The sequence below is a fragment of the Desulfuromonas sp. TF genome (assembly GCF_000472285.1).
Lineage (GTDB): Bacteria > Desulfobacterota > Desulfuromonadia > Desulfuromonadales > ATBO01 > ATBO01.
The window spans coordinates 165,461-176,948 of record NZ_KI421416.1; the positions used below are offsets into that span (position 1 = coordinate 165,461).

The 11,488-nt window shown below is 60.4% G+C and carries 13 protein-coding genes and 1 pseudogene; 13 read left to right on the top strand and 1 reads right to left on the bottom strand.

The features are described 5' to 3' along the window. The 10 genes and pseudogenes from DTF_RS0107550 to DTF_RS0107595 form a co-directional block, all read left to right on the top strand. Window positions 1-520: pseudogene (locus DTF_RS0107550) on the top strand (hypothetical protein); the annotation flags it as partial. Between the two features lie 161 nt (window positions 521-681). Further along, window positions 682-1,065, top strand: coding sequence for a DUF6632 domain-containing protein (locus DTF_RS0107555; protein ID WP_027714833.1), 384 nt, complete (start codon window positions 682-684; stop codon window positions 1,063-1,065). A gap of 214 nt (window positions 1,066-1,279) precedes the next feature. After that, a complete protein-coding gene (locus tag DTF_RS0107560) occupies window positions 1,280-1,630 on the top strand; it encodes a type II toxin-antitoxin system RelE/ParE family toxin (protein ID WP_027714834.1) in 351 nt (116 codons plus the stop codon). After that, a complete protein-coding gene (locus tag DTF_RS0107565; protein ID WP_027714835.1) occupies window positions 1,627-1,932 on the top strand; it encodes a DNA-binding transcriptional regulator in 306 nt (101 codons plus the stop codon). The genes DTF_RS0107560 and DTF_RS0107565 overlap by 4 nt, the downstream gene beginning before the upstream one ends. Window positions 1,933-2,298: 366 nt before the next feature. Beyond that, window positions 2,299-2,430 (top strand): hypothetical protein, encoded by a 132-nt coding sequence (locus tag DTF_RS27560; protein ID WP_255342759.1) that lies wholly within the window; start codon window positions 2,299-2,301, stop codon window positions 2,428-2,430. Next, window positions 2,427-2,831 carry a hypothetical protein gene (locus DTF_RS22485; protein WP_051361111.1) on the top strand — a complete coding sequence of 135 codons (405 nt, stop codon included), beginning with the start codon at window positions 2,427-2,429 and terminating at the stop codon, window positions 2,829-2,831. Before DTF_RS27560 ends, DTF_RS22485 begins: the two co-directional genes overlap by 4 nt. Then, entirely contained in the window at window positions 2,815-3,504 is a 690-nt protein-coding gene (locus DTF_RS0107575; RefSeq protein WP_035056115.1) for a hypothetical protein, read from the top strand. The genes DTF_RS22485 and DTF_RS0107575 overlap by 17 nt, the downstream gene beginning before the upstream one ends. A 274-nt stretch (window positions 3,505-3,778) precedes the next feature. After that, window positions 3,779-4,867 (top strand): DUF2235 domain-containing protein, encoded by a 1,089-nt coding sequence (locus tag DTF_RS22490; RefSeq protein WP_035056117.1) that lies wholly within the window; start codon window positions 3,779-3,781, stop codon window positions 4,865-4,867. A gap of 206 nt (window positions 4,868-5,073) precedes the next feature. Continuing rightward, window positions 5,074-5,346 carry a type II toxin-antitoxin system Phd/YefM family antitoxin gene (locus DTF_RS0107590; protein WP_027714837.1) on the top strand — a complete coding sequence of 91 codons (273 nt, stop codon included), beginning with the start codon at window positions 5,074-5,076 and terminating at the stop codon, window positions 5,344-5,346. Next, window positions 5,346-5,621 carry a type II toxin-antitoxin system mRNA interferase toxin, RelE/StbE family gene (locus tag DTF_RS0107595; RefSeq protein ID WP_027714838.1) on the top strand — a complete coding sequence of 92 codons (276 nt, stop codon included), beginning with the start codon at window positions 5,346-5,348 and terminating at the stop codon, window positions 5,619-5,621. Before DTF_RS0107590 ends, DTF_RS0107595 begins: the two co-directional genes overlap by 1 nt. Window positions 5,622-5,642: 21 nt before the next feature. Here DTF_RS0107595 and DTF_RS0107600 read toward each other — a convergent pair whose 3' ends face one another. Then, window positions 5,643-6,536, bottom strand: coding sequence for an ATP-binding protein (locus tag DTF_RS0107600; protein ID WP_027714839.1), 894 nt, complete (start codon window positions 6,534-6,536; stop codon window positions 5,643-5,645). A gap of 394 nt (window positions 6,537-6,930) precedes the next feature. Here DTF_RS0107600 and DTF_RS22495 point away from each other — a divergent pair, with 394 nt between their 5' ends. From DTF_RS22495 to DTF_RS0107615, 3 genes are all read left to right on the top strand, one after another. Further along, window positions 6,931-8,700 (top strand): SulP family inorganic anion transporter, encoded by a 1,770-nt coding sequence (locus DTF_RS22495; protein WP_226989214.1) that lies wholly within the window; start codon window positions 6,931-6,933, stop codon window positions 8,698-8,700. A gap of 358 nt (window positions 8,701-9,058) precedes the next feature. Continuing rightward, complete coding sequence (locus DTF_RS0107610) at window positions 9,059-9,904, top strand: Sir2 family NAD-dependent protein deacetylase (protein ID WP_027714840.1); 846 nt, start codon at window positions 9,059-9,061, stop codon at window positions 9,902-9,904. After that, window positions 9,901-11,319, top strand: coding sequence for a nicotinate phosphoribosyltransferase (locus tag DTF_RS0107615; protein ID WP_027714841.1), 1,419 nt, complete (start codon window positions 9,901-9,903; stop codon window positions 11,317-11,319). Before DTF_RS0107610 ends, DTF_RS0107615 begins: the two co-directional genes overlap by 4 nt. The last annotated feature ends 169 nt before the right edge of the window (window positions 11,320-11,488 follow it).

Sequence of the window (11,488 nt, forward strand, 5' to 3'; positions counted from 1 at the left end):
CTTAAACGATCTCACGGGCGTTCCGTTCATCGCCATGCCCGGGTGGGTCGACCTGAACGGCGACGGAGTATGCGACTTTTTCACCGATGCCGACGGCGACGGAATCAACGACGGCACCGGTCTTCCTTTCGGACACGGTTTTGGATGGTCGGACGTCGACGGCAACGGAATCAACGATCGTTTCCAGGATAACCAGGGGGACGGGATCAATGACACAGGTGGCGGACCGTTCGCCGGGATGCCGTACCACATCGGGTTCGGCGCTCCGCACGTCGACGCCGACGGCAACGGCATCGACGACGTAACCGGGATGCCTTACCGCCACGGCTTCGGCTGGGTGGACCTCGACGGCGACGGCGTGAACGACGCCTTCGCCGACGCCGACGGCGACGGGGTCAACGACTTTACCGGCCATCATTACGATGAGGGCTTCATGTCCGGACCGGGAGGCACCACCGGCGGGCACATGGATCCGGGCGACTGGCCCACGGGACCGGGGCACGGCGGCGGTATGATGTAACCATTTCCGCAGCAAAGACGATCGGGCTCCCCTTCAAACCGGCCCTCGAAAAGCCCCGTCTGTTTAAGGACGGGGCTTTATACTGGATATTCGTCCTCCATCTTGACCCCGCCGCCCCCTCGGGTAACTTGTTAGCGAACGGACATCGCAAGGAGGAGCCCATGAGAGAGGAAGATCGGCTCAGGTACCTGAAAATCGCCCTGGTCGTCATCGGCGTCATCTTCATCGCCGGGATCTACCTGATGATGAACGTGGTCTGGCCGGAGGGGTGGGGGTGGACGCCGCGCCAGTACGAATACGAGCAGATGATCATGGGGGTTTACGCCGTGCTCGGGGTGTTCCTGATCCGGGCCGCCCGGGATCCCCTGGCCCACGCAAGCCTGATCTGGTTCACCGTCTGGTCGAGCATCGTCCATGCCGGCATCATGCTGGTGCAGGCCCTCGTCGACGAGACGGAGCGGGCGAACCTGCTGGGCGACGTACCGGCCCTGTTCCTGGTGGCGGCCGTGCTGTGGGTGCTCATGCCGCGAAAGGGGAAGGCGTGATTCGGCCCTAAATCCTTGACAAGAGAGGGGGATTGGCTTAGCTTAAATGCGATTGATGTGTTTTTGTTGAGGGTGGGGTTGTGATGTTTGAGAGGGAAAGAGTTAATGGATGAGAACCGCCATGCTGGCTTTGCGCCGGCTGGCGGTTTTCCTTTTTTGAATTAAAATCTTCTTGACGCAAGTAATCCATTGGATTAGTTTTTGGGGAGGGGGAATGATTACTGTTGCCGAGACCTCCGAATACGCCAGGCGGGCCGGAAAGCTTTTTTCAGAAAACGAGCGGACCGAGCTGATTTTCTACCTTGCCGCTCATCCGGAAGCGGGCGACGTCATGGAAGGGACAGGCGGAGTGCGGAAGCTCCGCTGGCGGCGGCAGGGGAAGGGGAAAAGTGGCGGAGCCCGGGTGATCTATTTCTACCACAGCGACCGAATGCCCCTCTATCTTCTGACCATCTACGGGAAGAACGAAAAGGACAACCTCTCCGCAGCCGAGAGGAACGAACTGGCCAAGCTGACAAAGCTGCTGGCGAAAACGGCGTGGAGAACCGATGGAGGAAATAAATGAGCGATCTTTTTGAAAGCATAAAGCGCGGACTGGAAGAGGCCGTCGCTCACCGGAAAGGGGAGAAAACCGGCGTGCGGCTTTTCGTCCCCGAAGAGGTGGATGTCAAGAAGGTGCGGGAAAAGACCGGGCTGACGCAGGAACAGTTCGCCGCGACGTTCGGCATCAGCCTTGGAACACTGCGTCATTGGGAAAGAGGCGACCGCAAGCCGCACGGCCCGGCGCTCGTCCTTCTCAATGCGGTCGCCAAGGAACCCGGTACTCTTCTTCGGATATTAACAGGGGACAAGAGCCGGAGTGCGTGAGGAGGCGGCAGTAAATCAAGAGATCGAGAGGTCCAATGTCCCGACCTAACCTCTCTCCTCTACGTGAGTTATTCAACTTTTTAAGAACGTCCGCAACCGCCCGACTTACAATGTGGCGGGATGCAAGAGTAAAGACTTAACCCCTTTGTTCCCCGCTCCTGCTGCAACCCGGTCTCTTAGCTTAGCAGCCCCCTTCGCGTCCTTCGCGGCTTCGCGTGAAAAATTGATCTTCGGTTTATCTTCCCAAAAGCGGATGTCTCGATTCGGGCCTAAATTCTTGACAGGAGAGGGGGGTTAGCGTAGCTTAAGCGCATTTATTGTGTTTTGTTAAGGGTGGGGTTGTGATGTTTGAGAGGGAAAGAGTGAATGGATGAGAACCGCCATGCCGGCTGCGCCGGCTGGCGGTTTTTTCGTACAAATATGCGCGACAGTATTTTATATCAGGAAAAGTGGGCCGTATTCGCAGCCATTATGCCCCAGGCATCTGGAACGGAATGAACAGAAACTCTGCCTTGATCGTGTTCCTGTTCCTGCTGAGCCCGGTCTTCTTTTACGGGTGCGGTCCGGATACATACGGTCTGGCTTTCCCTCTCAAGGACCGGTCCGGGAGCATTCATTATCTGATCATCGGCGCCGGGGTGGTGACCGTCCCGAAGAACCATCACGAGACCGCCGTGCTGGCCACCAGGAGTCATGCATTGGGCGTTGTCGTATCCGACCAACCGGGCGTCAAGATGGGGGTCGGCTATTTATCGAGCCAGGTCCTTGCCGTACCAGAAGGAGCGGAGGATGTGCGGGTCGAGATCTTCAGGGCTCCGGGCGGGCCTATTATCGTGGATACCCAGAGGGCAACTCTCGAATCGGAGAAAAGGGAGGGTGAGAATGAAGAAAAACCATAGTTTGATTGCGGCCGGATCGGGCACCCTGGCGCTGGCGCTGATCCTTGCCGGGATGCTTATCCAGGGCTGCGCCCGGCAGGGCTATTCCGTCCTCGCCTCCACAGGGACGCTGATCGGGGTGGAGATTTCCCAGAATCCCGCGTCCCAGGCTCCCCAGGCGAAGCTGGGGTACAACCGCGCCGAACTGGCCTTTGTGCCGACCAACAGGGCCGCTGGAGAAAATCCCGGCAATACCCATCATGGAGCCCGGGATTCGGCCAATGTGATCATGGAACTCAAGTATGCAGGGATTTTCGACTGGGGGTCTAACTCGGGCATTTACCAGAGACTCGCGGTCGGGGACTTGGCGGTTCAGCAACCGGGGGCGGCGGCGATGTTCATCAGGAAGGGCGACGGCACGGTCGATGACGAGGCGGTCAAGGCCCTCGAGGCTCTGAAGGGGATCAGCGAGCCGGATATATCCGTGGAAAAATCGAAAAAAACTCTCAGTGAAAAGTACCTGGCCTTCAAGTCCGCAAACAATACCGCGGCGGTTGCTGACTTTGACAAGGCGGCCAAGGACCTTGGACGCGGCTATAACTCTTTCGGGGCTTTCTCCATCGATCCCAAAGCGACCGCCGCGGATGTCGAGAAGGTGAAGAAGGCTCTGGAAGCGCAAGGGTATTCATTCTGATTCATTGATCAGAAAGGAAGCGGGACATGACAGAAGTGAGACGAATTGACATCAGTACTGTGGACGACCTCGATGAAGCAATCAAAAGTATTTGCGTAAACATGGCGGCAGGAGGATACCGACTGGCATCTTCCTTTGCCTACCAGACACAATTGATTCTGATTTTCCAGACTGATCTCCATTAAAACTCACCGACGGCTCGACGCTGACGCAGGCCTGACATGTCAATGTGGGTGATGGTTAAGGATTTGGGGAGAGTTGGAGGCGATACAGGATGGCCAAGAACATCGTCATCTGCTGTGACGGAACAGGGAACGAATACAAGGAACCGTCCACCAACGTCCTCAAGCTCTACACCATGCTCCCCCGAGCCGGTAACGAGCGGGACCGCTCAGACCAGATCACCTATTACGATCCGGGGGTCGGGACCCTCAGCCTGCCCTTCGCGCTCACCCGGGTGGGGAGGGCCGTAACCAAGGCGCTCGGTCTCGGGTTCGGGCTCGGTATCACACGGGATATCAGCGACGCATATCAATTCCTGATGGAGACCTACGAACCCGGAGATAAGGTCTACCTCTTCGGGTTCAGTCGGGGCGCCTATACCGTCCGGGCCGTGGCCGCGATTCTCTATAAGTGCGGCCTTCTGCGTCCCGGCCGGGAGAACATGCTCCCCTATGCGCTGAAAATATTCAAGCACGAGCGCAATCCACGCATCTACGTCGGCTTCAAGCGCACCTTTTCGCGCCACTGCCCGATTCATTTCATGGGCCTTTGGGACACGGTGAAGTCGGTCGGCTGGATCTACGATCCCCTCACCCTCCAGTTCACCATGAACAATCCGACCGTCGGCGTCGTGCGGCAAGCGATCGCCATCGACGAACGGCGCTGCTTCTACCGCCAGAACCTGTGGAGCGAGCCCTCCAAGGGGCAGGACGTGAAGCAGGTCTGGTTCGCCGGCGCACATGCCGATGTGGGGGGCGGTTACAGCGAAATAAATAGCGGCCTATCTAAGATCGCTCTCAAATGGATGGTCGACGAGGCGATGCCGCACGGTCTGCTCATCGACCGTGAAGCCTACGACCGCATCCTCCGAACAGAGGTTTCCGGGCATCTGCGGGAGAAGGTCCGCAGCAACGTAGAGGAGAAGATCTTCCAGCATCCCCCAGATTACAGGGGGATGCTGCACCGGTCGCTTAAGAGGCTCTGGTGGATTCCGGAGTTCATTCCGAAGCTTTACAAGGATGAGGCGAACAATTTCAGGAAGAGTTGGAAGATACCCCTCGGACAGCGACGCAGGATCAAGGAGGGGGTGACGCTGCACGTTACGGTACAGCAGCGGCTGGATGACGGCGGGCTGGATTAGGTATGTTGGCGGGACGCTGGTAAGTTATGTAACTTATTCCCGCCCGCACCCTGGCAAAAGAGGCTTACAGGTCGATTTAACAAGCTTCTCCGCCCACTCCAACCCAACCTCATCGAACCACCTCTCTGCCGGAATTTTTGGTTTGCCTTCCGGTCCTTTTGCGGGTACGATTAGGTACTTAAAAAGGTACCGAAAGGAGTCTTAAAATGAACGCCATTCCGGCCCAGGAACTCAAGCGGCGGGGGATCGCCGCGGTGGACGATATCATCGACAAGGGCGATGTCCATGTGATCCGCAACAATCAGCCGCAGTACGTGGTGCTTTCGGAGGAACGCTACCAGGAACTGGTCGCCGACGCGCAGGAGGCCTACCTGGCGCGGGTGCGGGCCTCGCTGGAGGACGTCAAGGCGGGGCGGGTGCAGAAGTTCGCGACGGCCGAGGACCTGCTCAAGGCGCTCGATGCCGACGAGCCGGCCTGATGTTTACAATCACCACCCCGCAGCAGTTTCTGCGGCAGGTGCGTAAGTTCTTCAAGAAACATCCCGACCTGAAGCCGCGTTTCGCCAAGGTGCTGGCCGACCTGCAACGCGACCCCTCTCAGCATCATCTCGAACTCCACCCCCTGACCGGCAAGCTCGCCGGTTGCCATGCTGTCAGTCTCACCTACAGCTATCGCATCACTCTGACCTTGTACATTACCGAACAGGAGATCGTTCTGCTCGACATCGGCAGCCATGATGAGGTGTATCGGTGAGTGAGGTGTGGGCATCTTCTCTCACACCGCCATCTTGAACAGCAGGTAACGGCCGATCCAGTTCTTGGCGAACTGGAAGGCCGTCCGGCCGCAGCGCTTGGTCTTGTCGTGGGACCATTTGATGGCGGCCTGCTCCAGCTCCTTGCTCCAGGGGATCTCCACCTCCCGCATTCCGGCCTCCCTCTCGACGCACAGGCGCACGGCATCGAGGTAGCGGTCCTGGGAGAATACGTGGAAGGGGACCCAGAGGCCGAAACGGTCCGAGAGGGAGACCTTCTCCTCCATCGCCTCGCTCTGCTGCAGCTCCCCCTTGACGTACTTGCCGCCGAGGTGGTCCGACTCGTACTCGGGAAGCAGGTGCCGACGGTTGGAGGTCACGTAGATGAGGACGTTTTCGGGGGCCGAGTAGACCGACCCGTCCAGAGCGCTCTTGAGCATCTTGTAGCCGAGTTCGCCGACCTCGAAGGTGAGATCGTCGCACAGCAGGATGAAACGGTAGGGCTGGTCCTCGATGGCGGAGAAGATCTCCGAGAGATAGACCAGATCCTCCTTCTCGACCTGGATGACGCGCAGCCCCTTGGGTCCGAATTCGTTGAGAAGGGCTTTGACCAGGGACGATTTGCCGGTGCCGCGCGAGCCCCAGAGCAGGGCGTTGTTGGCCGGCAGACCGACAAGGAACTGGCGGGTGTTATTGACCATGATCTCCTTCTGTTCCTCGACGCCGAGCAGTTCATCAAGCGTGGTGGTGTCGGTCACCTTGACCGACTCGAGGAAACCGGAAAAAGAGTGCCGGCGCCAGTTGGCGGCATGGCAGGTGGCCCAGTCGATGGGGGCGACGGCCTTGGGGAGCAATACCTCGACGGAACTGAGCACGCGCTCGAGCCGCGCGACAACTTCGGGTTTCAGGTTGATCATGTTTTCCATCCTCCTACTAAAAACGATTTCCCATGAATTCGGGCTAACTGTTTGAAAAAACGGCGGAAAAATTGAACCGCCTTGTATACGCCATCGACCGCCTGCCTGTCAAACCAAAAACCAACCGGCCTATCCGCAGATGAACGCAGATATACACAGATAAAGGCCTGTAAGCATATTCACATCCGATTTTATCTGCGTAAATCTGCGGCTAAGAATATGATTATCGCTCTAAAAATTTCCCCTTGAATTTTTCCCTCATAGGAGTAACATCCCCCTCCAGTTGGACAAGACCTTCCGAGTAGGCCCTGCCCGGCATTTCTCCGCCGACACCTGGACAAAACGCCCTCGCTGCCGACGGACATCGTTAACTTCTGTATTTAAGGGGTGGCGCATGTCCCAACACCTGTTCGTCCCCAAGCTCTGGAGCAGTTTCCGGGAAGGCTATACCCGGAAACAACTGACCAGCGACGTCCTCGCCGGCATCATCGTCGGCATCGTCGCCTTACCCCTGGCCATCGCCTTCGGCATCGCCTCCGGCGTCAAGCCTGAGCAGGGGCTGTACACGGCCATCGTGGCCGGCCTCCTCATCGCCGTCCTGAGCGGCAGCCGGGTGCAGATCGGCGGGCCGACCGGGGCGTTCATCGTCATCGTCTACGAGATCATCCAGGAGTACGGCTACGACGGTCTGGTCATCGCCACCCTGCTGGCCGGCGTCCTGCTGATTCTGATGGGTCTGGCGCGGCTGGGGTCGGTGATCAAGTACATCCCCTACCCGGTCACGGTCGGATTCACCAGCGGCATCGCCCTGATCATCTTCTCCGGGCAGCTCCGTGACCTGTTCGGTCTGCAAATGGAGCAGGTTCCCTCCGAATTCATCGAAAAGTTCGCGGCCTACGGCGAACACCTGTCGACCTTTTCGATCTCCGCCGCCCTGGTGGGCCTCGGAACCGTCACCCTTATTTTGCTCTGGCCGAGGGTCACCCACCGAATCCCAGGATCCCTGATCGCCATTATCGTCACCACCGCGGCGGTGTCCCTTCTCGACTTGCCGGTGGCCACCATCGGCAGCCGTTTCGGCGCCGTACCGAACACTCTTCCCCTCCCCCATCTTCCCGCCCTCCCCGCCTGGAGCGAACTGACCCGCCTCTTCTCGCCGGCGTTGACCATCGCGATTCTGGCCGGCATCGAGTCGCTGCTGTCGGCGGTGGTGGCCGACGGCATGACGGGCCGCCGGCACCGCAGCAACATGGAGCTGATCGCCCAGGGGGTCGCCAACCTGGCCTGTCCCCTCTTCGGCGGCATCCCCGCCACCGGGGCTATCGCCCGCACGGCGACCAACATCAAAAACGGCGGCCGCACCCCCATCGCCGGCATCGTGCACGCGGTCACCCTGCTGCTCATCCTGCTCTTCTTCGGCAAGTGGGCTGCCCTCATCCCCATGCCCACCCTGGCAGGGATCCTGGTGGTGGTGGCCTGGAACATGAGCGAGGCGCACCTCTTCGCCAAGCTCCTGCGCGGCCCCCGCAGCGATATCCTGGTACTGCTGTCCACCTTCGGCCTGACCGTGCTCATTGATCTGACCGTGGCTATCCAGGTCGGCATGGTGCTGGCCGCCTTCCTGTTCATGCGGCGCATGGCCGAAGCCACGAAGGTCGGCTTCATCACCCGGGAGCTGCGGGGGGAAGAGGACGAGGAGATCGACGATCCCAACAGCCTGACTCGCCGCAAGGTCCCCGCCGGGGTGGAGGTCTTCGAAATCAACGGACCCTTCTTCTTCGGCGCCGCCGACAAGTTCAAGAACGCGCTCGGCGCAGTCAGCGAGACGCCCAGGGTGCTGATCCTGCGCATGCGCCACGCCCTCACCCTCGACGCCACCGCGCTCAAGGCCTTGGAGAGCGTCCATGACAGCGCCCGGCGTGACGGCACGGCCCTGCTCCTTTCGGGCGTTCACACCCAGCCGTTGGTCGTCATGGAACGTTCGGGCTTTCTGGAAGTGATCGGCGATGAAAACATCTTCGGCAACATCGACGACGCGCTCAACCGCGCCCGGGAGATTCTCCATCTTCCCGCGGAGCCCCGGCCGATGCCCTTTGTCCCTTCTGTGCAGAGGGAGGAAGGGACGAGCAAAAGTTTGGGCGGCGCCATGGGCCGGACCCCCTGAAAGCAACTTCAAAACCCGGGGGTCTCGCCCCCCGACGGCGACATCCTCTTTTACTGGCCTAAAAGAGGATGCAGAAAAGGGCCTGCCACTGGCGTGGAGCATGCCTGCTCGACCTGTTCGGGTCATCCACCACTAAAGTGTTGATGAAATCGGCCAATACTATCCGCACCGGTTGTGAACGGAGTCTTCGCACAATGGTTCACCAGCGTCAAGGTCCGCATCGGCAGTACAGTTCCCCTTGCAGCTGAAAAATCCCGTCCCCCGGAGGCCTAAAGGAAGTTTTAAAAGGTCGTGAAATGCCTCCTGATTTCGGATATGATTGTCAGATCACATCCAAATCTTCACGGAGGAGCCCACCATGGACCTCGACCTCACCGACCGTTTCCGCATGGCCGCCGAAGCCATCCGCGGCGCCCGGGCCCTGGTCATCACCTCCGGCGCCGGGATGGGCGTCGACTCGGGACTCCCCGATTTCCGCGGCGACCACGGCTTCTGGAAAGCCTATCCCATGTACCAGAGGCTCGGCATCAACTTCGTCAACGCCGCAAATCCCACCCATTTCGAGCGCGATCCCGCCTTCGGCTGGGGCTTCTACGGGCACCGCGCCAACCTCTACCGGGGGACCGCTCCCCACCTCGGCTTTCACCTGCTCAAGGAATGGTCCCGGCGCTTCGAACTCGACACCTTCGTCGTCACCTCCAACGTCGACGGCCAGTTCCAGAAGGCCGGCTTCAGCGAGGAACAGGTCGTCGAAGTGCACGGTTCCATCCATCACCTGCAGTGCCTCGCACCCTGCTCCATGACCATCTGGGACAACAAAGAGGAGATCCCCGTCGACCTGGCGACGATGCGCGCCGAACACATCCCCAGGTGCATCCGCTGCGGCGGGGTCGCCCGCCCCAATATCCTCATGTTCGGGGATTACTCCTGGATCAGCGACCGCACCTCGGCGCAGGAGGACCGCTTCGAGGCATTTCTCGACAGCCATGACCGCGACACCATGGCCATTGTCGAGATGGGCGCCGGAACCGCCATCCCCACCATCCGCTACCTGGGCGAGCGCCTCGGCGACCGCGAGGGGGCCACCATGGTGCGCATCAACCCAAGGGAGGCGCAGATCCGCCCTCCGCACATCTCCGTCCCAGCCGGGGCGCTGGAGGGGCTGCGGGGGATCGAGGCGGAGCTGGCTGAGGAGGAAGCATGAGCTATTCCGCCCTGATGACCGACCTGTATGAGATCACCATGCTGGCCGGCTATTTCGACGAGGGGATGCACGAAAAACCGGCGGTCTTCGACCTGTACTTCCGCACGCCCCCCTTCAAGGGAAACTACGCCGTCTTCGCCGGGCTGGAGCCGGCCCTGCAGTACCTTTCCGAGCTGCGCTTCAGCGAGAAGGATCTCGCCTATCTGAAGAGCCTCGGACTTTTCAAGGGGGCCTTTCTCGACTTTCTCAGGGGCTTCAGCTTCCGCGGCAAAGTCACCGCTCCTCCGGAAGGTACGGCTGTCTTCCCCAACGAACCCCTGCTCACCGTCGAGGGGAAGCTGGCCGAGGCCCAGTACGTGGAGACGGCCCTGCTCAATCTCATCAACTTCCAGACCCTGGTGGCGACCAAGGCCGCCCGCTTGACCGTGGCCGCCGGCGACGGTGTCGTCGTCGATTTCGGGCTGCGCCGGGCCCAGGGGCCGGACGGCGGCCTCAGCGTCGCCCGGGGGGCCTACGTCGGCGGGGTGCGCGCCACCTCCAACGTCCAGGCGGGGCAGAAGTTCGGCATCCCGGTCAAGGGGACCCACGCCCACTCCTGGATCATGGCCTTCCCCGACGAGCTGAGCGCCTTCCGGGCCTATGCCGAGTGCTTCCCCGACAGCTGCATCCTCCTGGTCGACACCTACGGCACCCTGGAGAGCGGCCTCCCCAACGCCCTCACCGTCGCCCGGGAGCTGCGAGAGAAGGGGCATGAGATGCTCGGCGTCCGCCTGGACTCGGGGGACCTGGCCTATCTGAGCAAGGAGGCGCGACGGATGTTCGACGAGGCCGGTTTCCCCGCCGTCAAGATCGTCGCCTCCAACGAATTGGACGAATACCTCATCCAGTCCATGCGCACCGAAGGGAGCCGGGTGGACATCTACGGGGTCGGCACCAAGCTGGCCAGCTGCGGCGGCGAAGGGGGCGGAGCGCTCGGAGGGGTCTACAAGCTGGTGCGCTTCGAGGACCAGCCCCGACTCAAGGTGACCAGCGACATATCCAAGGCGACCGTCCCCGACCGCAAGCGGCTGCTGCGGGTGGTCGACCGGGACGAAACTTTTCTCATGGACATCCTGGCCCTGGAAGACGAGGACATCGCGCCCGGGGATACCGTCTACGATCCTACCAACCCCTCCCGGCACAAACCAATTCCGCAAGGTGTCCGCTTCGAGAAAGTGCGGGAGGTGGTGATGGAAGACGGCCGGGTCACCCGACCAGCCCCTACCCTCGACGCCATGGCCGACCGCTGCGCCGACCAGCTCCGACGCCTCCCCAACGGCTCCCTGCGCCTGTACAACCCGCACCTCTACAAGGTTTCCATCAGCCGGGGGCTGCATGAGCTGCGGCAGGAGTTGTTTGACAAGGTGACGGGGTAATTTCCATCCGAAGTTCCGACGATCAAGACCGCGGGCGCTGCGCCCCGCACCCCGCCTTACTTATCTTTTAACCCGCCGAAAAGAAAGTAAGTGTTAAGTGCCACGACATCGTGGACGGATTTTCGTGCCACAACATCGTGGACACTCAATGGATTAACGTAGTCGGTAA

Excerpts from the sequence above, each read along its gene's own strand:
- DTF_RS0107555 (WP_027714833.1), top strand. The coding sequence starts at position 682 with ATGAGAGAGGAAGATCGGCTCAGGTACCTGAAAATCGCCCTGGTCGTC.
- DTF_RS0107560 (WP_027714834.1), top strand. The coding sequence starts at position 1,280 with ATGATTACTGTTGCCGAGACCTCCGAATACGCCAGGCGGGCCGGAAAG.
- DTF_RS0107565 (WP_027714835.1), top strand. The coding sequence starts at position 1,627 with ATGAGCGATCTTTTTGAAAGCATAAAGCGCGGACTGGAAGAGGCCGTC.
- DTF_RS27560 (WP_255342759.1), top strand. The coding sequence starts at position 2,299 with ATGGATGAGAACCGCCATGCCGGCTGCGCCGGCTGGCGGTTTTTTCGT.
- DTF_RS22485 (WP_051361111.1), top strand. The coding sequence starts at position 2,427 with ATGAACAGAAACTCTGCCTTGATCGTGTTCCTGTTCCTGCTGAGCCCG.
- DTF_RS0107575 (WP_035056115.1), top strand. The coding sequence starts at position 2,815 with ATGAAGAAAAACCATAGTTTGATTGCGGCCGGATCGGGCACCCTGGCG.
- DTF_RS22490 (WP_035056117.1), top strand. The coding sequence starts at position 3,779 with ATGGCCAAGAACATCGTCATCTGCTGTGACGGAACAGGGAACGAATAC.
- DTF_RS0107590 (WP_027714837.1), top strand. The coding sequence starts at position 5,074 with ATGAACGCCATTCCGGCCCAGGAACTCAAGCGGCGGGGGATCGCCGCG.
- DTF_RS0107595 (WP_027714838.1), top strand. The coding sequence starts at position 5,346 with ATGTTTACAATCACCACCCCGCAGCAGTTTCTGCGGCAGGTGCGTAAG.
- DTF_RS0107600 (WP_027714839.1), bottom strand. The coding sequence starts at position 6,536 with ATGATCAACCTGAAACCCGAAGTTGTCGCGCGGCTCGAGCGCGTGCTC.
- DTF_RS22495 (WP_226989214.1), top strand. The coding sequence starts at position 6,931 with ATGTCCCAACACCTGTTCGTCCCCAAGCTCTGGAGCAGTTTCCGGGAA.
- DTF_RS0107610 (WP_027714840.1), top strand. The coding sequence starts at position 9,059 with ATGGACCTCGACCTCACCGACCGTTTCCGCATGGCCGCCGAAGCCATC.
- DTF_RS0107615 (WP_027714841.1), top strand. The coding sequence starts at position 9,901 with ATGAGCTATTCCGCCCTGATGACCGACCTGTATGAGATCACCATGCTG.